We start from the raw sequence: 21,455 nt of genomic DNA on the forward strand, positions 1-21,455 counted from the left end.
TCGATGGCCTTATGGTGCTTATGCATTTTGCGCTGCTCGATAAGCGCCGTCTTCGTCGGCGATTCGTACTGCTCGACAGCTATCGCGGCAAGAAACTCGCGAAACTCTGGCTCAAGGCATTGGGTGTGCTGCTCCTATGCATGATCGTCATAGTCGCGGTTGCCAATGCGACCGGCGTCGTCGATACCTCCGCTACCTAAAAGAAAAGGGCCCCATTGGGGCCCTTTGCAGTTGCGCTTAGATGCGGTTCATCTGAGCGGCGACTTTGTTATACCAGTCCTGCCACGTGGGCGGGCAGTACTTCTTGGCGGCTGCCGGGGTAAGCGTGGAGCCATAGTTGGCGCCCAGGTAGGCAACGTGGGCGGAGACACCCTCGCTCCAGCTGCCAAAGCTACGCCAACCACCGCCGCGGGCACTCCAGCCCCAGGCGTTATAGGAGCCGGCGCAATAGAGGCCCTTGCTGCTCTCGATGCAGGCGATGGCGGGGGACCAACGGGGATCGACGCCGGTATTCCAGGCGGCGACGGCAAAGTTATAGCCCTGGCCCGCCATGGGGGAGCCGGCGAGGTAGTTGTCGATGCGGCTCGTCCACTCGTTAATGAACGAGTCGTAATCGGAATTGCCGCTGTTGGAGTTGTTCACCGTGGTGTCGATGGTGGTGTTGGAGTTGGTGGCCTGACTGTTGGAGTTATTGCCACTCACGCCGGTGCCCGCGAGCTTCTCGGCAGCAGCGGCTTTGTCGGCCTCGAGCTTAGCCAGTTCGGCGGCATTTTCCTGTTCGGCCTTCGCTTGCGCCTCGTTGCGAAGCTGCTGTGCCTGGGCCAGCGCGTCCTCGGCATTCTTTTGCTCGCCCTCGAGCTGAGACTTGGCCTGATCGAGCTCGGTTTTGTTCTGCTCGAGCTCGGTCTGCATCTTGTTAAGCTCTTCGATCTCGTCGACGCTCGAGCTCGTAATCTGGTTGGTGTATTTGCAGGTGGTGATAAAGTCACCCAAGCTCTGCGTGTTCACCAGGAAGCTCACGATGGGGCTGGTGCCCTTCTGGTACTTATACAGATCGCGCATGGCGGAGCCTGCCTTGGCCTGCTGCTCGGGTAGCTCGGCCTCAATCTTATCGATGTTCGCCTCATTGGAGTCGATCTGCTTTTGCAGATCCTCGAGCTTGGTACGGGCGTCGTTGTAGGCGCTCGTAGCGTCCTCGATTTTTTTCTGGGCGGCGGAAAGCTGATCCTGCGTTGCCTGCGAGGCGGCATAGGCCGCGACGGGGGAGAGCATCGGCGTGGCCGTCAGCGCGACGGCGAGCGCGGCGTTCGTGATGATACGAGCCGGCTTAGACGCGATGAGCGCTGCGGTGCGATGGTTCGAATGCTGCATCCAGTCCCTCTGCAATCAATCGTAGGTTATTGGTCGAGGTGTATTCTACTACTGCTTTCGACCTCAACTTGAACCTTAAAGGTTCTAAAGGGTCAAGTTGAACTTGAGGCTTTGGCCTTGACCTGCGGGAATGGTGAATTGTTGAGAAACCATAGAGTTCAACTTTAACGTTACGGCACCCTGTTTGTGAGGGTTTTGGCTGTAAAAGTTGCCCTCACGTGGGGTTTTGCAACTACAAGGTCCCATCGCGGTGAGCTTGGCCTTCATGCTGGATAATTACGCCGATTGCCATAGATACGGTGGAGCTTTGGGTGCCGGCGGCTCGGCACGCTAGAATAAATCAGTTGCACAAAGACCGCCCGTCGTGTGGGCAGTTCATGATAGGAAGTTTCCATGGCATTGCAGTTTACAGAGCGCGAGTTTATTCCCGTGCTGCTCGGCGGCGACATCAACGCGTATTCGGTGGCGCGCGCCTTCTACGAGGAGTATCAGGTCAAGAGCCTGGTCTTTGGCAAGTATCAGACGGGCCCTGCGTATCGCAGCCAGATTATCGACTACACGCCTAACGTGGATATCGACACCATGCCCGTGATGCTTAAGACCGTCAACGGTATCGCTCGGGCGCATGCCGACAAGACGATTGTCCTGATGGGCTGCGGCGATAACTATGTTGCCCTGGTGGCCCAGGCCAAGGATGCCAACGAGCTGGCGGATAACATCGTTGCGCCTTACGCGCCCTATAGCATGCTTGAGCAGTGCCAGAAGAAGGAGATCTTCTACGAGCTGTGCGAGAAGCACGGTGTGCCCTATCCGCATACGTTTACCTTTACTGCGCAGATGCTCAACACGCAAGGAGAGGCACCTGCCGAAGTGCTCGACCAGATTGACTTCCCCTACCCGATGATTCTGAAGCCTTCCGACGGCATCATGTGGTGGCAGCATGAGTTCGAGGGTCAGAAGAAGGCTTATGAGATTGCCGACCGCGCCGAGTTGGAGCAGGTTATCCGCGATTCCTATGCCAGTGGCTACACCGATGACCTGATTTTGCAGGATCGCGTGCCCGGCAACGACGAGTACATGCGCGTGCTCACCAGCTATTCTGATCGCAACGGCAAGGTTCGCATGATGTGCCTGGGTCACGTGCTGCTCGAGGAGCATCAGCCCCATGGCGTCGGTAATCACGCCTGCATCATCACCGAGCCCAATGATGAGCTTATGAGTGGCGTGCGCAAGCTGCTCGAGGACCTTCACTTTGCGGGCTATTCCAACTTTGACGTCAAGTATGACGAGCGCGATGGCTCGTTTAAGTTCTTCGATTTCAACACGCGCCAAGGTCGCAGCAACTACTACGTTACCAACAGCGGCTTTAACGTCGCCAAGTATGTGGTGGACGAGTATGTGTTCAACCGCCCGTTTGAGCCGGAGTTTGTGACGGCGCAGGACGAGGCGCTGTGGATGGTCGTCCCCATGGGCGTCGTCGACAAGTACGTCAAGGATTCCGAGCTGCGCGCTAAAGTGCATCGCCTGGACAAGGAAGGCAAGGGCGCCGACCCTTCGTTTATGAAGGGCGACTTTGTCTTTAACCGCTGGCTGCGCATGTGGCACACCAAGCTGCGCCACTTTAAGCTGTTCAAGACGTATTACAAGTAGATGAGTGCGGCGCCCGTCCGGTTTACATCGGGCGGGTGCGGGTATGATACGCGCAATTGCGCAAGCGTCACCAAGGAGGCGGCGATGGAAAAGCTGGGAGTTATCGGCGGCATGGGCGCCGAGGCCACGTCGTATTACTACGACCAGGTGGTGCGCCATACGGCTGCTGCCTGCGATCAGGAACATATCGACATGGTGGTGCTCTCCAAGTCGACCATGCCCGACCGCACGCTTGCCATTAAGACCGGCGAGCATGCCAAGCTGCTGGCGACCATGAAAGAGTGTGCCCAGGCACTCGAGTCGCTGGGCTGTGTGCACATTGCCATTCCCTGCAACACGTCACACTACTTCTACGACCAGATCCAGTCGTTTACGAAGGTGCCGATTATCCACATGCCGCGTGAGTCGGTGCGCTATGCCCTTGCGGGTGCGGTGATGGGGGAGTGCGAGTTCGACCCCAACCTGAGTATGCCGGCCGAGCCGGTGCGCAAGATTGGCATCATGGGCACCGACGGAACCGTGGGCGCGGGCGTCTACGGCCGCGAATGCGAGGCCGCGGGTGTTGAGGTTGTCTATCCCAGCGAGAAACGTCAGAACGATGTGATGTCGCTTATCTACGATGATGTGAAGGCCGGACGTGAGCCCGATATGGATAAGTTCGACCGCGTGATGTGGGAGTTCGCCCGTAGCGGCTGCGACCGTGTCATTCTGGCCTGCACCGAGCTATCGGTGCTGCAGAAGTATCGAGAGATGCCCGAGATCACCCTCGATGCCATGGATGTCCTGGTGCGCGAATCCATCATCCGCAGCGGCGCCCTCTACCGCCTCTAGCTTCCGACCTGTCAAAAAGGGACAGGTTAATTTTGGTAGGTTTTATCTGGTGAAACAGTAAAGGCCTCGGCTCGTTTGGTGCGAGCCGAGGCCTTTTGCGTTGGGCGGTTGCTGCCGGTGACGAACTAGAACAGGAAGCCGATGGCGATGAGGGCGATGCTGACGATGAGCACGGCGATGTCCAGGACCTTGATGGGGTAGCGCTTGTACGAGCTGGCGCGTGTACGCAGATAGAAGCCGCGCTGTTCTGCCGCCAAGGCTGTGGCATCGGTCTTGCCCACGCTCGAGATGAGCAGTGGCACGCACAGTGGCAGCATGAGCTTAAGCTTCTTGATGGGGTTCTTGGTGTCGTACTCGACGCCGCGTGCGGTCTGCGCTTCCATGATGGCGTTCATCTCCTGACCAAACACCGGCACAAAGCGTAGCGCCGTGGTAAAGGTGAAGGCATAGTGATATGGCACGTGCAGCACCTCGACGCAGGCGTTGGCGAGGTCGTTGAGCTTGGTCACCATAAGCATGAGGATGAGTGGCAGCGCCACGCCCAACAGGCGTAGGCAGGCCTTCGATCCGGTAATGAAGCCCGTGTCGGTGATAAAGCCCCACACTATGTTGCCGTCGCGCATAAAGGCCAGCTGGAGCACCAGCATGATAAGCGCGAGCGGAATCAGCAGCTTGAGTAGCGAGAGCAGACGGTCGACGACACCGGCATAGGCGCCCAGTGCGAGGGTGAGTGCCAAAAAGCCCAACAGCGCCACGTAGGTGTCGGACAGGAAGATGCCGATGATGATGGCGGCGGCAAGGCCCAGTTTGACGACCGGGTTCAAGCGGTGCAGCAGTGTGTCGCCCGGCATATAGTCGATGACGTTAACCACGGTGGACCATCTCCTCGGTAATGCGAACGATATCGGTGACCTCGCTCACCTGTGCAAAGACGGGAGAGACGGAGGATGCCAGACGATGAGAAAGCTCTATGACCTGAGGTGGCTCAACGTAGGCTTGCTGCATGAGCTCGATGTTCGAGAACAGCTCGTGCGTGCGGCCGCGCTCGAGGATGCGGCCGTCGGCCATCACCACGATGCGCTCGGCAAAGTCGGATACGACTTCCATGTCGTGGCAGACCATGATGACGGCGCAGCCGCGCTCGGCCATGGTGCGCACGGTTTCCATGACGGTCATGCACTCGCGGTAATCAAGGCCGCTCGTGGGCTCGTCGAGCACGACGATCTTGGGCTCAACAACTACGACGGAGGCAAGCGCCACCATTTGTCGCTGGCCGCGCGAAAGCGAGAAAGGTGCCTCATCGGCAGGCAGGCCAAAGCGGTCGATAACGAGTCGAGCGCGACGCAGAGCCTCGGCACGGTCGATGCCGGCAAGCTCCAGGCCAAAAGCGACCTCGTCGAGTACGGTATCCTTGCAGATCTGGCGGTCGGGGTTTTGGAAGAGGGTTGCGACTTCGCGGGCGATGCGGCTCGTGGGAACGGCTGCGGTGTCCAGCCCCGTAACGCGCACGCTGCCCGAGGCGGGCTTAAGCAGGCCTGTGAGCAGCTTGGTGAGCGTGGTCTTGCCGGCACCGTTCTGGCCGACGATGCCCACGAGCTCGCCGGGATAGAGGGTCAGGTTGAGGTCGTGTACGGCGGCGCCGCCATTGGGATAGGCAAACTCAACGTGATCGAAGGTGAGCACGGGCTCGGCGTCCTTGGCGTGCGGGCGCAACGACGGTGCATGCGGGGAGCCGGCGGGCGCCTGGGCTTCGCTGGCCGCGTGTGCGGGGTCGACAATGCCCGAAATCAGGCGCTCGGCCTCATCGACATCCAAGCAAGGGGTACCGCTTACCAGGCCATCGGCCTCGAGGCTATTGAAGATACGCGTGACGCGAGGGCAGTCGACGCCGATGGCACGGAGCTCGTCGGTATGCCCGAAAACCTCGTGTGGCTCGCCCTGCAGCGCGATTTCGCCATGGTTGAGCACGAGCACGCGGTTGCAGTACTCCGAGAGCAGGGCGACCTTTTGCTCAACGACGACGATGGTAATTCCAAGTGCGCGGTTTGCCTCACGCAGCGTCTCGAAGACCAACGTGGAGCTGGCGGGGTCGAGTGCCGCGGTGGGCTCGTCGAGAACCAAAACGCGCGGACGCATGGCGAGGATGGCGGCGATGGCTACCTTTTGCTTCTGTCCGCCCGAGAGGGTGGCGATCTCGCGGTCGCGCAGGTCGCTGATGCCGACGGTCTCGAGCGTTTCGCTCACGCGCTGCTCGATCTGGTCGTGGGGAACGCCAAAGTTCTCGAGGCCAAAGAGTATCTCGTCCTCGACGACCGAGGCGACCATCTGCGTGTCGATATCCTGCAGCACGCTGCCGACGATTTGCGACACGTCGGTCAACGAGACCTCGCAGGTGTCGTGGCCGTCAACCATGACGGACCCAAAGAACGTGCCGGTGTAGTGGTGGGGCACGGCGCCCGACAGGCAGGCAGCAAGCGTGGACTTGCCGGCGCCCGAGGGCCCGATGATGCCGATGAAATCTCCCTTGTTCACGCTGAGTGAGATGTGGCTGAGCGCCTGCTCGGTCTGCGTGCCATAGGAGAACGAGACATCGTCGACGTTGATGATCGTTTCCATGGATACCTTTCAGAGTCATTGGGGACGTTCTTACATGACTAGTCGTTTAAGAACGTCCCCAAGAGCTAGTTGTCTGGGACAGTCTTTGTTGGTGGAGTGCGGAGACGGCTTTACGAGGGGCCCCAGGTTGGCGCGAAAGGGGAGCGAAGCGTACTTGGGTACGCGAGCGACGAATGAACGCCAAGATGGGGTGGCTCGTAAAGCCGAGCGGGTTAGTTGAGCCTAAGGGCCTTCTGGATGGGCAGGTAGAGGGCGCCGACCAGGATGGCGTTAAAGACGGCGGTCATGGCGACAACGGGCAGCATGGCTGCGGCGAGCTCGCCCACCACGCCGAGCATGGCCATCTTGATGACCATAAAGATGACGCCCGAGACAAAGGTGGTCACGAACGTTGCGATGATGGCGACGGCAGGCTTAACCTGGCCGCCCTTGGCGGCGGCGTTGACGATGACGGCCATAAGCATGGCGGCGATGCCCTCGGCGGCAAAATCGACAAACGGCGAGGTGGTGGTGATCTGGATCACGGCGGCCGAGATGAGGCCGATGACGAGCGCCTGACCAATGTTGGGGCGAATGACCAGAATGGTGAGGCAGAAGGCCGAGATGATGAACTCGGGGCTAATCATGCCGCCCGAGATGCTGGAGATAGCCTTGCCGACGGTGAAGTTGAGGATGAAGCCGGCGGCAAGCAGGATGGCGAGCAGGACAAGGGCACGGATATCGAGCTTACCGCGGTCGGCGGTCTGGACGGTACGGGGCTGGGCGGCGGTGGTGTTCTGAGACATGGTGAAAGTCCTTTCAAAAAGGGGAGTGCAAGAAAAACGGAGGCGCGTGATGCGAATGCGATCGGGCTCGAGATAGAAAAAGGCCCCCGGTCGAAACCGGAGGCCTTCCAATCACCTAGAGCGCAAAAACAGGCGTGAGGGACTCACCGTCGACCGATCGTATTCGCATCACGCCACCACCAGTTGTTGAGAGACGTCATCGAGTTCTTCATGTTGGTGGCTCCTTTCGTGATGCCGTGGCTCGGTAGCACCTGATTGCTGTTGCGCTGCACTATAGCACAGCGATATATGTGCAGGGAAATCTTTTTTGAAAAGATTTCAGCGGCGTTTCCCGCCGGTCAGATGACGGGCTAGGAGGGCAAGGCCGCTCACGCTGTCTCGCCCTCCTTTAGAACGTGAGGGTCTTAGGCCTTCTTGCGACGATAGATCACGTAGGCGCAGACACCGATGATGACGACGGCGCCAACGGCCATGGCGGCCATGTTGTTGCCCTCGGACTTCTCCTCGGTGACCTCTTCCTCTTCGGCCTCGGGCTCGGCCACGTCCTCATCGGAAAGGGCCTCGTCGGCGTAGGTGATGGACTCGGCCAGGCAGTCGTTGTCAGCATCGTAGTCACTCGGGACGAACTCCTCGGAGAAATCGCCCTCCTGGAGGTAGTCGCGCATCTCCTCGAGCATGGCCTTGCACTTAACATAGGTGTTCTTGGTTGCAGCCTTGCCGGCCTTGTTGGCCAGGGCGGTGCGGGCTTCGGTGCCTTCTTCGGCCTGCATGGCCTCGTCGACGGTCAGGTTCTGCTCGATGAGCTCCTTCTGCAGGGCGTCGAGATAGGCGCGGACGCCGGTGGCGCAGTGGTCGCGGTTCTCATAGGCGAGCGTGTTGATGTCCATGAGGACGTAGTTGATGGAGTTCTTGGGCTCCTCGTTGTTCACGACGTCTTCCTCTTCGCAGTGATCGAAGGAGACATCCTGATCGCTGAAGTAGGGGCTGACCTCGGTGAGCAGTGCGGAATAGAGGGGGATAGCGACGGAGAACTCGGCGTTGGAGAGCATCTCCCACTGGATGGTCGCGATCTCGGGGTCCATGCCGTGACGGATCTGGAAGGTGTGGATTTCGGTGTTGCGGTTGGAGCCGATGGCATACGCGCCGTCGGTGTTGGCGTTGAGGCCGGCGACATTCTCGCCGCGAGCGGCGAAGGAACGAATCATCTCAAAGGTGTTCCAGTCGGACTTGCCGGGCGTAAAGAACAGCGGCTGCATTTCGTGGACCAGGGCGCCGGTCGTCGCGCGAGCGTCTTCGCGCTCGTCCTTGACGATCTCGTAGTCGGTGCCCTCAGCAAGCGGAGCCATGAAGTAATCGCGGCCCTGGATATAGCGCGACCACTGGTGCATGCCGGCCTCGCCAATCTCCTCGCCGTAGGTCTTGGCGACGTCGAACTTGCCGTCGGTGTACTCGGCAAAGCCCTTCTCCTTAGGCATAGACTCGATGCCCTCGGAGTGGAGGCAGTTCTCGGTGTCGTCGAGGTCGACGTCATAGGTGAGGTTGCCGATGTTGGGGTTGAGCGAGGCGATATCGTCAGTGAGCCTCATGGCGATCCACTGATGGCCGGAAAGCGCTGCAAACAACCAGGTCTCGTTGTTGTCGGCAATGATGATCTGGTCGTTGGAGCAGACGCCCTGCTCGTCAATCAGGCTGCCGAGGAGCTCGACACCCTCGCGGGCCGTGGCACTCTCGCCCAGAATGACGCTGGCGTAGTTGTATTCGCCAATGCCAGTCTCCTCGGTGATGGGGTCGGCCTCTTCGGCCTTCTCGTTATAGGAGGTGCTCAACGTGGCAGAGCAGGAGACGCCCTTCTCGTTGATGCCTGCCTCGGAATATGCGTCGTAGCGATCTTCCCACTGCGAGGGGTTGTCGCGAACGAAGGTGTAGCGGTAGGTTGCGCCCTTGGACTTGTACTCAAAACCGGACTCGACCGAGGTGTACTCGTTGCCGTCCTTGTGTGCGGGCTCAATGCCAAAGTGCTTGATGTAGCGCGGACCGAAGTCCTCGGAACGGCCGTAGTACGTGTTGCCGTCTGCCGTCAGCTTGCTGCCCATGTAGATCTGGGTGCAGGCGAGTGCCGAAGTCGGCATGGCCATGATAGCCGCTGCTCCAAACGCAAGGCCGCAGCCGAGCTTCTTGAGCGTGTTGACAGGATGAGTAAACCTCATAATCCCTCCCAACTGTTGAGACCCCGCAAAGCTATGTGGAATCTCAGCTAATAAATACATCTATTAGCCTATAGGAAGTCTAAAGAGTATTCATCTATTTCGATGAAATACTCGATGAGCGTCCTAAAATATGCGATGAACGGATAAGAATACTCATTATGTAGCTTTACTTAAATAAAGGCACCCTGCAATTACTCTACCTGAATAAAGCACCTTGCACGGGGCGCAAAGAAAAATCCCCCGCTGTTTGGCAAATGCATAAACAACGGGGGAGACGATGATTGGATGAATATCATACCAATGTGGAATTACTTCTTCCGGCGGTGGATAACGTTAATCGCATAGCCGATGAGCATGGCCAAAACGATGACGATAAAGCCGAGCAGGGGATTGTCGTTCATGGGGTCCTCCTATTTTCCGAGTGGGGAGAATTCGTCGACGATGAGGTCGAGGCATTGCGGAAGTGCGCGGGCTCCAAAGACGCCCGAGTTGCTGGAGATGATTTCGCCATCGAACTGCATGCCCAGCGACGGGGTGCAGGTGATCTTGGCTTCTTTGGTCTGGATGATCTTAAACTGCGGACGGCCGAGCACCTTGCCGGCGGGGTCGAGCGCGGCGGTGATCACGGTCGGGAGCAGCTGCACGGTTTTTACGGGCTCGATGACCGCGATGTCGACCATGCCGTCGTTCATGCGACAGTCGGGGAACAGGTTGATGTCGTTTTGGATGACCGAGGTGTTGCCGGCCATGCAGCAGATGCCATCGAGCTCCTCGACAATGCCGTCATGTTCAATCGTAAAGTGCGCCACCGTGGGGTTGGGCGTAGCGAGCGCGGATAGGAAGTAGGCGATCTCGCCGATGTCGTTTTTGGTGGGGGCGGCCTTCATCATGATCTCGGCGTCGTAGCCCGATCCGGCGATGATGATGAAGCCGTGGCGCTTTTCGTTGCCGTTCTCGTCGAGCCAAAAGAGCTCGCCCATGTCCGCCTTGACGGTACGGCCGACGCGGCAGGCCTTGGCGAGCGCCGCGGCCTCGGGGGCATTGCCAATGTTGTTAAAGAACAGGCAAGCCGTGCCGGAGGGGAAGACGAGCGTGGGGACGCCGCATCCGCGCATTTGGTCGAGCACGTTGGAGACGGTGCCGTCGCCGCCCGAAATCACCACGCGATCAAACTCGCGCACGTCTGCCACGGCGTCCTCGGGTTCCATGCCATCGCCGATAAAACGCATCACGACCTCGTCGCCGCCCTGCGCGAGGGCGTGCGTGAACGCGTAGATTTCATCTGAGCTGGGGCCCGATGCCGGGTTGTGGATGATAAGGCAGCGCATACTTACGTTCCCGTTCTGTGACTAACCGAGTATAGTTGTAGGGCAATGCCGATATCCTACCCGTGTTTTTCGGGCCTAACCTTATTCGATGGGTTGATATGTACATTTCCACACATCAGGCTCTGCTCGACTTTTGTCAGCGCGCCCTCGAGTTCGACGCGATTGCCGTCGATACCGAGTTTTTGCGCGAGCGCACGTTCCACCCGCGCCTGTGCTTGGTTCAGATTGCCACCCCTGCCGAGAGCGTCGCGGTCGATCCTCTGGTGATCGACGACCTGTCTCCCTTGGCCGAACTCATGGCCGACGAGAGCGTGACCAAGGTATTTCACGCCTGCTCGCAGGATATGGAGGTTATGCTCCATACCGTGGGCGCGCTGCCGCGTCCCATTTTTGACACGCAGGTGGCCGCCGCCTTTTTGGGCGAGCGCCAGCAGATTTCCTACGGCGCGCTCGTGCAGACGTTTTGCGGTGTCTCATTGCCCAAGACCGAGTCGCTGACCGATTGGTCGCGCCGCCCGCTGACCGATAAGCAGATTGAGTACGCGATCGATGACGTCAAGTATTTGATCGTTGCCTATACCGAGATGATGAGTCGCCTGCGCGAGCTGGGCCGGGTGGACTGGGTGCTCGACGAGTTGCGTCCGCTGGCCGACGAGTCGCATTATCGCGCCGATCGTCACGAGGCATTCCGCAAGGTCAAGCGCATCAACTCGTGCAGCCGTCACCAGTTGGGCATCGCGCGCGAGCTCGCCGCCTGGCGCGAGGACCGCGCCGAGCGCCGCAACATCCCGCGCAAGTGGGTCATGTCCGACGATACGCTGCTGGCGCTCGTCAAGCGCAATCCCGTGCGCGTCGAGGAGTTCCGCAGCATCCGCGGCACCGACCAGCTGGGGGAGCGCGATGTGGACGGCGCGCTCATGGCCATCAAACGCGGCGCGAGCTGCCCGCACGACCGCCTGCCGCTCATGGTGCGCGGGCATCGCCAGATTTCGCCGGAGTTGGAGAGCGTGACCGACCTTATGTATGCGCTTATTCGCTTGGTCTCCGAGCGCTCGGGCGTGGCGACCTCGGTCATTGCCTCGCGCGATGACCTGGCCGACTACATTGAGCATCCCGAGCAGAGTCCCCTGCGCGAAGGCTGGCGCTTTGAGCTTGTGGGCTCGCGCCTGGACGATCTGCTTTCCGGCAACATGGGCCTCACCGTGAAGGACGGAAAGATTGAGTTGTTATAGGTATATAGTTACGCGGTTTTACCAAACCGCGTAACAGCTCGACGCTGCAAACGGCCGAGAGCGGCAATCTGACGTTCAATCGTCGCTCGCGTACCAAAGTACGCGTCGCTTCTCTTTCACGTCACCTTGCTCGCTCTCGGCCGTTTTCGCTGACAATGCCTAAACATCGATGCTGACTTGCCTGCTGGGCGAGTGGGTAGAATGCCTCCAACGTGTAACTCGATTCGGAGGAATTCGCATGCCCTATTACTATGGATATGGCTTTGGCATCGACCCGCTGTACCTGCTGGTTGTTCTTGTCTGCACGGTACTTGGCCTTGCCGCACAGAACTATATCAACTCGACGTACAAAACCTGGTCCAAGGTTCGCTCAGACGGTGACACGGGTGCCACGGTCGCTCGCCGCATGCTTGACGCCAGCGGTTGCAATGCCGTGGGTATCAAGGGTGTCGCCGGTGAGCTCACCGACCATTACAACCCGCAGGATAACAACCTGTATCTCTCGGACGCCAACCGTTCGGGCGGTTCGGTCGCAAGCGTTGCCGTCGCTTGTCACGAGGCGGGTCACGCCGCTCAGCGTCAAAGTGGTTATGCCATGATGAAGGTGCGCACCGCTTTGGTCCCCGTCGTCAACTTTACCCAGAACACCTGGACGATCGTGCTGCTCATGGGCCTGTTTATGAACATCGCGGGACTCACGACCCTCGCACTGATCTTCTTCTCGTTTAGCGTGCTGTTCCAGCTGGTTACGCTGCCGGTTGAGATTGATGCCAGTCGGCGCGCCGTGGCGTATATTGAGCAGTCGGGTATGAGCTCCAAGCAGGTCAACGGTGCCAAGAAGGTCCTGACGGCCGCTGCGCTTACCTATGTTGCTGCAGCGCTCACTTCGATCATTCAGCTGCTCTACCTTATGGCTCGTTACAACAGAAACTCCAACCGATAACAAATGGGACCGACGGGCGCCGTGGGGATTTGTGTCCCCGCGGCGCTGTACTATGTGTTGGACTTGAATTTGCGCAGGGCCGAAGCCCTTGTGCACGATGACGAAAGGGGGCTGCGTGGCAGGCTGGAATCTGACCGGCAATACCGTTTCCGCCGAGTTCGACGGATCGGAAGAGCAGGAGCGCAAAGAGCTCAGCGTGAGCCAAGCGGTAGAGATCGCCGCCGGCGCGCTCGATGCCATTCCGCAGCTGAGCGTTTTGGGTGAGGTCACGGGTTTCCGCGGTCCCAATGCCCGAAGCGGCCACTGCTACTTCCAAATCAAGGACGACTCGGCCGCCGTCGACTGCATCATCTGGAAGGGCGCCTACCTTAAGCGTACCTTCGACTTGCGCGACGGCATGCAGGTGAGCTTTAAGGGTAGCTTCAATCTTTACAAGCCTACGGGTCGCATGAGCTTCGTTGCCCGCTCGTTCTCGCTGGCGGGGGAGGGCCTGCTGCGTCAGCAGGTGGCTCAGTTGGCCGAAAAACTGCGTCGCGAGGGCCTGATGGACGAGGCGCGCAAACGTCGCATTCCGGTGTTTTGCTCGCGTGTGGCAGTCGTCACCTCGCTTTCGGGTGCCGTGATCGACGACGTCAAGCGCACACTGCGCCGTCGCAACCCGCTTGTCGAGCTTGTTTGCGTGGGTGCCAAGGTGCAAGGCGAGGGTGCGCCGGCAGAGCTTATTGAAGGCTTGCGCCGCGCCGCTGCCATTACGCCGGCACCCGATTGCATCTTGCTGGTGCGCGGCGGTGGCTCCTTCGAGGACCTCATGACCTTTAACGACGAGGAGCTTGCCCGTGCGGTGGCGGCCTGTCCCGTGCCTGTGGTGACGGGCATTGGGCATGAGCCCGATACCTCGATCTGCGACATGGTGAGCGACCGTCGCGCCTCCACGCCAACGGCAGCGGCAGAATCGGTGGCGCCGGCTATGACGGAGTTGGCCGACGTGCTCGAGACGCGCCATCAGCGTCTGGGCGCCGCGATGGCTTCGATGATCGGGTCGGATCAGGTCGATCTGGAAATGCTCGACCAACGCGGCCGTCGTGCCTGGGACACCTATACGGCTCGTCTGGGCGACGCACTCGATGCAGCCGCGTGCCGCCCGTGCCTCAACGACCCCACATTTATGGTCGAGCGTCGCGAGTCTGAGCTTGCCCTGACGGCCGATCGCCTGTCGGGCGCCATAGCGCGCTCGGTCGGGACATTCCGCTCCAACTTTGAGCACCTACCCGAGCGTCTGGTTGCAAGCACCTCGGGGCTCGATGGCAAGCGCCATGCGCTCGCGCTTGCGAGTTCTCGTCTGGAGCATCAGGGGCGCACGATGCTCAACAAGCCAGCGTCCGACCTGGGCCGTGCGGCAGCCTCGCTCGATGCCCTGTCGCCGCTCAAGGTGCTTGCTCGTGGTTATTCCATCGCGTACAGCGATGATGGGGTGGCCACGAGCGCCAAGACCTTTAAGCCCGGCGACGCCATCCGCGTGCGCATGGCAGACGGCAACGTGGCGGCAACGGTCGATACGGTCGAATAGACCGCGTTTCATAGCGATAAACCTTTAGGAAAGGAAACAGATATGGCAGAGAAGACCCCGGTCGAGCAGCTTACGTACAAGCAGGCCTCGCAGGAGCTGGAGCTCATCATTCGCAGCTTGGAGTCGGGCGATATGGAGCTCGAGGAGTCGCTCGAGAGCTATACCCGCGGCGTCGAGCTCCTCAAGAGCCTGCGCACCCGCCTGTCCGATGCCGAGCAGAAGGTCTCGGTGCTTCTCAAGGACGTCGACGGCAACGACGTGCTCGCCGACGGCGAGGCCGCCAACACCGACGACAACCTCTCGTTCTAACCATCCTGACCAAATATAATTACCTTGGTCTGTGAGAAAGGAACCAACCATGTGTGATTGCATCTTCTGCAAAATCGCCAACCACGAGATCCCCTCGACCGTTGTCTATGAGGACGATCAGGTCATCGCGTTCGACGACCTCAATCCCCAGGCGCCGGTCCACACGCTCGTGATCCCCAAGAAGCACTACAGCGACATCGCTGACAACGTACCGGCCGAGACCATGGGCGCCATGGCTCACGCCATCCAGGAGGTCGCTAAGGCCAAGGGCTTGGAGGACGGTTTCCGCGTCATCTCCAACAAGGGCGTTAACGCCGGTCAGACCGTCATGCACTTCCACATGCACGTCCTCGGCGGCAAGAACCTGGGCGAGAACCTCATCTGAGGGCGCGTAGGCCGTCGACTTGGCTGCCTTTGGAGTAACCTATGCAGCTTTCTCAACTCGAATACCTTCAAGCGGTAGCGAACTACGGCGGCGTGCGCAAAGCGGCTCGAGCCGTTCATGTGAGCCCACAGGCCGTTTCGTCGGCAATCAAAAAGTTGGAATCTGAGTATCAGATTGTTTTGCTCAACCGATCGGCGGGGGAGGCTGTTTTGTCTCCGGCGGGCAGAGAATTTGCGCGTCGTGCACGCGTGATCCTGGCACAAGTCGACGATCTCAAAAAGTACGCTCAATCGGGGAACGGCTGCGTTTCGCCCGACGGCCATTTCCGTCTTTACGCCCCCTGCCTTCATGGACGGGGGCGCCTTTTTGCCGAAAAATGGTATGACTCGTTTGAACGCTCGCACCCTCAGATTCATCTTGATGTGTGGCATCAGCCAACGGCAACATGCTTTGAATCACTTATACTTGGAATTTCGGACGCGGCTATCTCATTCGAGGAACCACGGGACAGCGTCCTTTCTTCAAAATATTTGGGTGAAAAAGAGCTCAAGGTTCTTTCATGCCCAGCGGGTCATCAATCTGTGGGCGCCATGACCATTCGCGAGTTACTGGGCGGCAGGCTCGCTGTTCCCATTAATTTGTCACCCTGTCTCAATGCAATCAATCAATGTCCCGAAGCCCAGCTCGTCAATTTTCGCTTCCGTGATGTTGAATACGGAAACAGGGCTCAGACTGAGTTTCTTCAAGCCGGGGGATTGATATTGAGTTTGTCTGGGTCCTCTCTCGCATCGGATGGGTCAGAAGTGAGTGAGTGCTCCATTGAAGGTTCGCGTGATGTAACCTTGCCTATCTACTTTTGCTATCGGCAAAATTCCTGGACTAATCGACACCAGACGGTTTTTCTGCACCTATTGCGTCATCTTGCTTCGTGAAATTAATTGGCTTCGAGACGTCAAGTGATTATTGACGCCTTGTAACACATAGCTGACAGCTTTGCCCTCATGCTTTTCCAAGATTCCGATTTAGATTGCTGACTCTTGGAGGGCGGAGCATGAAAAACCGTACGGTTTTGTTTTATATGACGTTCGTTTTTCTGCCGAACTTCAGCACCATCTTGTATTTTCTAACTGTCTACCTTGAGTTCGTCGGGCTTTCGATGGTAGCGATTTCTAGCATGATGATTGCATATCAAGTGAGCAAGTTCATCCTCGAAGTTCCCACTGGCTATATTGCTGATAGGTTTGGACGAAAGACTGGCGGTCTCGTTGGCGTTGTGGGAATGCTTGGATACTACGCCGCCCTGCTTCTCGTCCGTTCTCCTCTGCTTTTAATCGGCGCGTTTGCTCTCAAAGGTTTTGCCGTTGCATGTGTGAGCGGATCCATAGAAGCGATTTACATTGACAGCGTCTCTCAGGACCAGCTCGTAAGACTTAATGTCGTTGAGCGATTTGTTTTCTATGCCTCTTATGCCATCTCCGCTTGTGTGGGCGGTTTCATTTCGTCCGTCGGTGCATACCTCATTGGTCTTTCGGCAGATATCATCGCAATGGTGTTGACGTTGGTTGTCGTTGTCTGCATTCCTGAGATGCGAAGAGGGGGCACTGCGGCGACACCTGAGCGTGGGATTGGCCCGAAGATGATCGGTGCCGCTATTGCCTGTAGCGGCGTTCTTCGGTCAGCGTTTATCATGGACTGTTCTCAGGCATTTGCCTTCGTCGCCCTGGAAGACTTTTTCTCACTGTTGCTTGCAGGCCGCGGAATGAATGCCGTCGCTTCGGGCGTGACCATTGCGGTCCAGCTCCTTGCCTCCGCCTCCATAGGGTTTATTGTTCCCAGTGTGATTGCTCGTGTCGACAAGGGCCGTTTTGCGCGTATTTGCGGCATCATTCGCTTAGTATTGACAGCTTTGTTTTTGATTCCCCTTACTCCGGTTAATTTGCTGCCCGTGTTCTATGTGCTGCAGACGGTTGCGTACTCGTTGTTTGCCCCAATCAAATACTCAATTTTTCAAAATGCTGCCGATTCTTCGATGCGCTGTTCACTGATTTCGGTTCAAAGCCAGATGGTGGCGGCGGGTGCCGTTCTTTTCTATCTGCTCAACGCTGTGTTGAGTAGCGTTGCGGGCATTCGAGTCGTATTGCTTGTTGCGCTCGGGATTTCTTCCCTGGTGTATATCCCCGCGCTATTTCGTCTTACAAGTCAAAGGCCGTGAGTATTTGGGCATCGATAACTTATATATCAACGCAATAAACCCGAGCGCGAGGGCGTTTGGGTTTATTATTGAAGCGTATGTAACCTGGCGGCGCCACACCGCCTGTTAGTAGGGAGACACATGAACGTTCTGGTCGTCAACGCAGGATCTTCGACCCTTAAGTATCAGGTCATCGATACCAAGTCCCACAAGGTGTCCGCAAAGGGCTCCTGCGAGCGCGTCTGCTTTACCGGCGGCACCTTCACCCACGCTGCCAACGGCTCCAAGAAGGTGACCGAGAACATCGAGTTCCCCGACCACAAGGTCGCCATCGAGGTCGTCCTGAAGGACCTCGAGGCCAACGGCGTCAAGATCGAGGGCATTGGCCACCGTATCGTTCAGGGCGGCTGGTACTTTGGCGATTCCTCCCTCGTCGACGAGGACGTTCTCGCCAAGATCCGCGAGGTCGCCCCGCTCGCCCCGCTGCACAACAACCCCGAGGCCAACGTTATCGAGTACTGCCTGGAGCAGTATCCCGACCTGCCCAACGTCACGGTCTACGACACCGCTTTCCACTTCAACATGCCCGAGGTCGCCAAGACTTACGCCCTGCCCAAGGACGTCTGCGACAAGCTGCACATCCGTAAGTACGGCGCCCACGGCACCAGCTACCGCTACATCTCCAAGAAGGTCGCCGAGATGACCAACGGCGAGGCCCGCAAGGTCGTCGTGTGCCATATCGGCTCCGGCGCTTCCCTGTGCGCCATCGAGGACGGCAAGTGCATGGACACCACCATGGGCTTGACGCCGCTCGACGGCGTCATGATGGGCACCCGCTGCGGCTCCATCGACCCGGCTACCGTGTGCTACCTGCAGCGCGAGGGCGGCTACACCTTCGACGAGGTCGACGAGATGATGAACAAGAAGTCCGGCCTTTTGGCTGTGACCGGTGGCAAGACCAACGACTGCCGCAACGTCGAGGAGCTCGCCGCCGCTGGCGACCCCGAGGCTCAGCTCGCCTTCGACATGTTCGTCTACAAGATTGCCGCCAAGGCTGCCGAGATGGCCACTTCCATGTGCGGCATGGACACGCTGGTCTTCACCGCCGGCATCGGTGAGCACGCTCCGGCCGTTCGCGCCGGCGTTGCCGACCGTCTGGCCTTTATGGGCGTCAAGATGGACCATGCCCGTAACGCCCTGCGTGGTGACGGCGCTTGGTGCCTGTCCGCAAAGGATTCCAAGGTCAAGATTTTCGTCATCCCCACGGACGAGGAGTTCATGATCGCTTCCGACGTCGAGCGCATCGTCAACGGCAAGTAATTGATGCAAGGGGAGGGGACTGGATGGCCTTGTGCCGTTCAGCCCCCTTTTACGCTCTTTGGGCGAAGAGTTTAATAGATATTTATTGGATTCTGATAACTTCTTATTAAGTGTACGGCCACCTTATAGGTTTGCCGACCGTACTGTAATCACGAAGGAGTCTCATGAACGTACTTGTTGTCAACGCCGGCAGCTCGAGCCTTAAATTTCAGCTTTTGGATACCGATACCCGCGAGGTTTTCGCCAAGGGCAACTGCGAGCGTATCGGCTCGGATATGGGCACCTTTGGCCACTCCGAGAACGGTGGTGCCAAGCTGACCGAGGAGATTCCTTTTCCCGATCATCGCTGCGCCATTGCGCGCGTGCTCGAGGAGCTCGAGAAGACCGACTTTACGATCGATGGCATCGGCCACCGTATCGTTCAGGGTGGCTGGCACTTCGATGATTCCGCGGTCGTCGACGATGAGGTCATGGCTAAGATCCTTGAGGTGGCTCCGCTCGCCCCTCTGCACAATTACGGCGAGGCCGCGGCAATCGAATATTGCCGCGAGAAGTATCCGGAGTTGCCCAACGTGGCTGTCTTCGACACCTCGTTCCACATGACCATGCCCGAGGTCGCCTACACCTACGCCCTGCCCAAGGACGTGTGCGACAAGTACCACGTTCGCAAGTACGGTGCCCACGGCACGAGCCACCGCTATGAGTGGATGATGGCCAAGGAGATCCTGGGCTCGCGCTGCCACCGTCTGCTTTCGTGCCATCTGGGCAACGGTGCTTCGCTCGCCGCCATCGAGGACGGCGTGTGCCGCGACACCACGATGGGCCTCACGCCGCTCGACGGCCTGATGATGGGCACCCGTTGTGGTTCCATTGACCCGGCCACCGTGTGCTACCTGCAGCGCGAGGGCGGCTACAGCTACCAGGAAGTCGATGACATGATGAACAAGCAGTCCGGTCTGCTTGCCATCTCGGGCATCTCCAACGATGCCCGCGACATCCGTACGCGCGCTTCCGAGGGTGACGAGCGCTGCCTGCTCGCCTTCGATATGTTCGCATACAAGGCCATGCAGCAGGCCGGTTCCATGATTGCCTCCATGGCGGGCGTGGACACCATTACCTTTACCGCCGGCATCGGCGAGAATGACTGGTCGATCCGCAAGGCCTTCTGCGACTGCTTTGAGTGGCTGGGCGTGCGTATCGACAACAACAAGAACCGCGAGGCCGTGGGCAACGGCCCACAGGTCATCAGCGCCGCCGGTTCCGCCGTCACGGTCATGGTCATCCCCACCGACGAGGAATACATGATCGCCCACGACGTCGAGCGTCTGACCGCGAATAACTAGTGCGTTCGTTTGCGATTGAACGAAAGGCCTCCTGAGTAGCAGCTCAGGAGGCCTTTTTGCTAGCAGGCGGAAATTCCAGTCCCAAAGTGATCATCACCAGTAACGCCTGCGCTCCCGGCAACGACACCCATCCATTCAGATCCTCAGCCCCAGCTCGTAGCCAAGCCGCCGTCCACTCCAGATGCCCTGAATGCTTCGTAGCAGTAGAAGGCCGTACGGGCTAACCCCTGAAAACATTCCGCAGACCAGAAACGCCCCCGTTCGTAGCTCCGAAGGAGCAGAACGGGGGCGTTTCATTGGTCGAGGACGTTTTCAGGGGTTAGCCCGTACGGCCTTCGGGCGAGTGCGTCCGCTACTCAGCCATCTGAGCCTGGACGGCGGTGATGGCTACGACACCCACGATGTCGTCGGCAGAGCAGCCGCGCGACAGGTCGTTGACCGGCTTGGCGATGCCCTGCAGGATGGGGCCGTAGGCGTCAGCGCCAGCGAAGCGCTGGACCAGCTTGTAGCCGATGTTGCCTGCCTCGAGGTCGGGGAACACGAGCACGTTGGCCTTACCGGCGACGGAGGAGCCGGGAGCCTTGAGCTGGGCGACGGTGGGGACGATAGCGGCATCGAGCTGCAGGTCGCCGTCGATGGCGAGCTCGGGAGCCTTCTCCTTGCAGAACTTCACGGCCTCCTGGACCTTCTTGGCGACCTCGCCACCGGCGGAGCCCATGGTGGAGTAGGAGAGCATGGCCACGTGCGGCTCAACATTGCCCATGAAGGTGGACCAGGAGTGGGCCGAGGCGATGGCGATCTCGGAGAGCTCGTCGGAGGACGGGTTGATATTGAGGCCGCAGTCGGCGAAGATCAGCGTGCCGTCGGTACCGAACTGCGGGGTGTCGGTGCACATCACGAAGAAGGCCGAGACCAGCTTGGTGCCCGGAGCGGTCTTGAGGATCTGCAGCGCGGGGCGCAGGGTGTCGGCGGTGGAGTGGCAGGCGCCGGAGACCAGGCCGTCGGCGTCGCCCATCTTGACCATCATGGTGCCAAAGTAGGTGGCGTCCATCACCTGGGCGCGAGCCTGCTCGATGGTAACGCCCTTCTTGGCGCGGAGCTCGGCAAACTTCTGCGCGTACTCCTCGTGCTTCTCGGCGTTGCGCGGGTCGATGACGGTAGCGCCGGGAACATCGATCTCGTCGGGGTTGCCCAGGATGACGAGCTTTGCCAGGCCCTCCTCGATGATTTTGTTTGCCGCGACGATGGTGCGCGGATCCTCGCCCTCGGGCAGGACGATCGTCTTAAGGTCGGCCTTGGCGGCAGACTTCATACGGTTCAGGAAATCGCTCATGATACTCCTTACAAGCGTTTCGCTAAGCTCCAGGCCCTCGGCTG

At 59.0% G+C, this 21,455-nt stretch carries 19 protein-coding genes; 12 read left to right on the plus strand and 7 right to left on the minus strand.

Annotated elements, in window-relative coordinates; all coding sequences use genetic code 11:
• Positions 1-11 precede the first annotated feature (11 nt).
• A complete protein-coding gene (locus AAAT03_RS00430) occupies positions 12-200 on the plus strand; it encodes a hypothetical protein (RefSeq protein ID WP_349102332.1) in 189 nt (62 codons plus the stop codon).
• 37 nt (positions 201-237) lie between these two features.
• Here AAAT03_RS00430 and AAAT03_RS00435 read toward each other — a convergent pair whose 3' ends face one another.
• Positions 238-1,371 (minus strand): hypothetical protein, encoded by a 1,134-nt coding sequence (locus AAAT03_RS00435; protein ID WP_349102333.1) that lies wholly within the window; start codon positions 1,369-1,371, stop codon positions 238-240.
• A 393-nt stretch (positions 1,372-1,764) separates the two neighbouring features.
• Between AAAT03_RS00435 and AAAT03_RS00440 the strand changes: the two genes are divergently transcribed.
• Together AAAT03_RS00440 and AAAT03_RS00445 are read left to right on the plus strand one after the other, a co-directional pair.
• On the plus strand, positions 1,765-3,021 hold the full coding sequence (locus AAAT03_RS00440; RefSeq protein WP_349102334.1) for an ATP-grasp domain-containing protein: 1,257 nt from the start codon (positions 1,765-1,767) through the stop codon (positions 3,019-3,021).
• An 84-nt stretch (positions 3,022-3,105) separates the two neighbouring features.
• Positions 3,106-3,852 carry an aspartate/glutamate racemase family protein gene (locus AAAT03_RS00445; RefSeq protein WP_349102335.1) on the plus strand — a complete coding sequence of 249 codons (747 nt, stop codon included), beginning with the start codon at positions 3,106-3,108 and terminating at the stop codon, positions 3,850-3,852.
• A gap of 125 nt (positions 3,853-3,977) precedes the next feature.
• Here the strand turns inward: AAAT03_RS00445 and AAAT03_RS00450 are convergent, their stop codons facing one another.
• From AAAT03_RS00450 to AAAT03_RS00470, 5 genes are all read right to left on the minus strand, one after another.
• On the minus strand, positions 3,978-4,724 hold the full coding sequence (locus AAAT03_RS00450) for an energy-coupling factor transporter transmembrane component T (protein ID WP_349102336.1): 747 nt from the start codon (positions 4,722-4,724) through the stop codon (positions 3,978-3,980).
• Positions 4,717-6,468, minus strand: a complete 1,752-nt coding sequence (locus tag AAAT03_RS00455; protein ID WP_349102337.1) for an energy-coupling factor transporter ATPase — start codon at positions 6,466-6,468, stop codon at positions 4,717-4,719. Before AAAT03_RS00455 ends, AAAT03_RS00450 begins: the two co-directional genes overlap by 8 nt.
• A 212-nt stretch (positions 6,469-6,680) precedes the next feature.
• On the minus strand, positions 6,681-7,253 hold the full coding sequence (locus tag AAAT03_RS00460; RefSeq protein ID WP_349102338.1) for a hypothetical protein: 573 nt from the start codon (positions 7,251-7,253) through the stop codon (positions 6,681-6,683).
• Between the two features lie 404 nt (positions 7,254-7,657).
• Entirely contained in the window at positions 7,658-9,460 is a 1,803-nt protein-coding gene (locus AAAT03_RS00465; RefSeq protein ID WP_349102339.1) for a C69 family dipeptidase, read from the minus strand.
• Positions 9,461-9,870: 410 nt separating this feature from the next.
• Positions 9,871-10,788, minus strand: coding sequence for a diacylglycerol kinase family protein (locus AAAT03_RS00470; protein WP_117817808.1), 918 nt, complete (start codon positions 10,786-10,788; stop codon positions 9,871-9,873).
• Positions 10,789-10,886: 98 nt separating this feature from the next.
• Here AAAT03_RS00470 and rnd point away from each other — a divergent pair, with 98 nt between their 5' ends.
• The 9 genes from rnd (at position 10,887) to AAAT03_RS00515 (ending at position 20,078) form a co-directional block, all read left to right on the plus strand.
• Complete coding sequence (gene rnd, locus AAAT03_RS00475) at positions 10,887-12,020, plus strand: ribonuclease D (RefSeq protein WP_118270125.1); 1,134 nt, start codon at positions 10,887-10,889, stop codon at positions 12,018-12,020.
• A 238-nt stretch (positions 12,021-12,258) separates the two neighbouring features.
• On the plus strand, positions 12,259-12,963 hold the full coding sequence (locus AAAT03_RS00480) for a zinc metallopeptidase (RefSeq protein WP_117800356.1): 705 nt from the start codon (positions 12,259-12,261) through the stop codon (positions 12,961-12,963).
• Positions 12,964-13,093: 130 nt separating this feature from the next.
• The gene (gene xseA / locus AAAT03_RS00485) at positions 13,094-14,530 is read left to right on the plus strand and encodes an exodeoxyribonuclease VII large subunit (protein WP_117800404.1); all 1,437 of its coding nucleotides are present in this window, start codon (positions 13,094-13,096) and stop codon (positions 14,528-14,530) included.
• Between the two features lie 42 nt (positions 14,531-14,572).
• On the plus strand, positions 14,573-14,839 hold the full coding sequence (gene xseB / locus AAAT03_RS00490) for an exodeoxyribonuclease VII small subunit (protein ID WP_006234311.1): 267 nt from the start codon (positions 14,573-14,575) through the stop codon (positions 14,837-14,839).
• A 49-nt stretch (positions 14,840-14,888) separates the two neighbouring features.
• The gene (locus AAAT03_RS00495; RefSeq protein ID WP_035137921.1) at positions 14,889-15,224 is read left to right on the plus strand and encodes a histidine triad nucleotide-binding protein; all 336 of its coding nucleotides are present in this window, start codon (positions 14,889-14,891) and stop codon (positions 15,222-15,224) included.
• Between the two features lie 41 nt (positions 15,225-15,265).
• Positions 15,266-16,156 (plus strand): LysR family transcriptional regulator, encoded by an 891-nt coding sequence (locus AAAT03_RS00500; RefSeq protein WP_349102340.1) that lies wholly within the window; start codon positions 15,266-15,268, stop codon positions 16,154-16,156.
• 119 nt (positions 16,157-16,275) lie between these two features.
• Positions 16,276-17,436, plus strand: a complete 1,161-nt coding sequence (locus AAAT03_RS00505) for an MFS transporter (protein ID WP_349102341.1) — start codon at positions 16,276-16,278, stop codon at positions 17,434-17,436.
• Positions 17,437-17,556: 120 nt separating this feature from the next.
• The gene (locus AAAT03_RS00510; RefSeq protein WP_006234305.1) at positions 17,557-18,735 is read left to right on the plus strand and encodes an acetate kinase; all 1,179 of its coding nucleotides are present in this window, start codon (positions 17,557-17,559) and stop codon (positions 18,733-18,735) included.
• Between the two features lie 164 nt (positions 18,736-18,899).
• Positions 18,900-20,078 (plus strand): acetate kinase, encoded by a 1,179-nt coding sequence (locus AAAT03_RS00515; protein WP_349102342.1) that lies wholly within the window; start codon positions 18,900-18,902, stop codon positions 20,076-20,078.
• A gap of 352 nt (positions 20,079-20,430) precedes the next feature.
• On the opposite strand, the gene pta is transcribed toward AAAT03_RS00515, so the two are convergent.
• On the minus strand, positions 20,431-21,411 hold the full coding sequence (pta, locus tag AAAT03_RS00520; RefSeq protein WP_117640338.1) for a phosphate acetyltransferase: 981 nt from the start codon (positions 21,409-21,411) through the stop codon (positions 20,431-20,433).
• Between the last annotated feature and the right edge of the window lie 44 nt (positions 21,412-21,455).

The organism is Collinsella sp. CLA-AA-H167, from assembly GCF_040095305.1.
In the GTDB taxonomy this organism is placed as follows: Bacteria; Actinomycetota; Coriobacteriia; order Coriobacteriales; family Coriobacteriaceae; genus Collinsella.

Coding starts and splice junctions, on each gene's coding strand:
- AAAT03_RS00430 (WP_349102332.1), top strand. CDS start 12: ATGGTGCTTATGCATTTTGCGCTGCTCGATAAGCGCCGTCTTCGTCGG.
- AAAT03_RS00435 (WP_349102333.1), bottom strand. CDS start 1,371: ATGCAGCATTCGAACCATCGCACCGCAGCGCTCATCGCGTCTAAGCCG.
- AAAT03_RS00440 (WP_349102334.1), top strand. CDS start 1,765: ATGGCATTGCAGTTTACAGAGCGCGAGTTTATTCCCGTGCTGCTCGGC.
- AAAT03_RS00445 (WP_349102335.1), top strand. CDS start 3,106: ATGGAAAAGCTGGGAGTTATCGGCGGCATGGGCGCCGAGGCCACGTCG.
- AAAT03_RS00455 (WP_349102337.1), bottom strand. CDS start 6,468: ATGGAAACGATCATCAACGTCGACGATGTCTCGTTCTCCTATGGCACG.
- AAAT03_RS00460 (WP_349102338.1), bottom strand. CDS start 7,253: ATGTCTCAGAACACCACCGCCGCCCAGCCCCGTACCGTCCAGACCGCC.
- AAAT03_RS00465 (WP_349102339.1), bottom strand. CDS start 9,460: ATGAGGTTTACTCATCCTGTCAACACGCTCAAGAAGCTCGGCTGCGGC.
- AAAT03_RS00470 (WP_117817808.1), bottom strand. CDS start 10,788: ATGCGCTGCCTTATCATCCACAACCCGGCATCGGGCCCCAGCTCAGAT.
- rnd (WP_118270125.1), top strand. CDS start 10,887: ATGTACATTTCCACACATCAGGCTCTGCTCGACTTTTGTCAGCGCGCC.
- AAAT03_RS00480 (WP_117800356.1), top strand. CDS start 12,259: ATGCCCTATTACTATGGATATGGCTTTGGCATCGACCCGCTGTACCTG.
- xseB (WP_006234311.1), top strand. CDS start 14,573: ATGGCAGAGAAGACCCCGGTCGAGCAGCTTACGTACAAGCAGGCCTCG.
- AAAT03_RS00495 (WP_035137921.1), top strand. CDS start 14,889: ATGTGTGATTGCATCTTCTGCAAAATCGCCAACCACGAGATCCCCTCG.
- AAAT03_RS00500 (WP_349102340.1), top strand. CDS start 15,266: ATGCAGCTTTCTCAACTCGAATACCTTCAAGCGGTAGCGAACTACGGC.
- AAAT03_RS00505 (WP_349102341.1), top strand. CDS start 16,276: ATGAAAAACCGTACGGTTTTGTTTTATATGACGTTCGTTTTTCTGCCG.
- AAAT03_RS00510 (WP_006234305.1), top strand. CDS start 17,557: ATGAACGTTCTGGTCGTCAACGCAGGATCTTCGACCCTTAAGTATCAG.
- AAAT03_RS00515 (WP_349102342.1), top strand. CDS start 18,900: ATGAACGTACTTGTTGTCAACGCCGGCAGCTCGAGCCTTAAATTTCAG.
- pta (WP_117640338.1), bottom strand. CDS start 21,411: ATGAGCGATTTCCTGAACCGTATGAAGTCTGCCGCCAAGGCCGACCTT.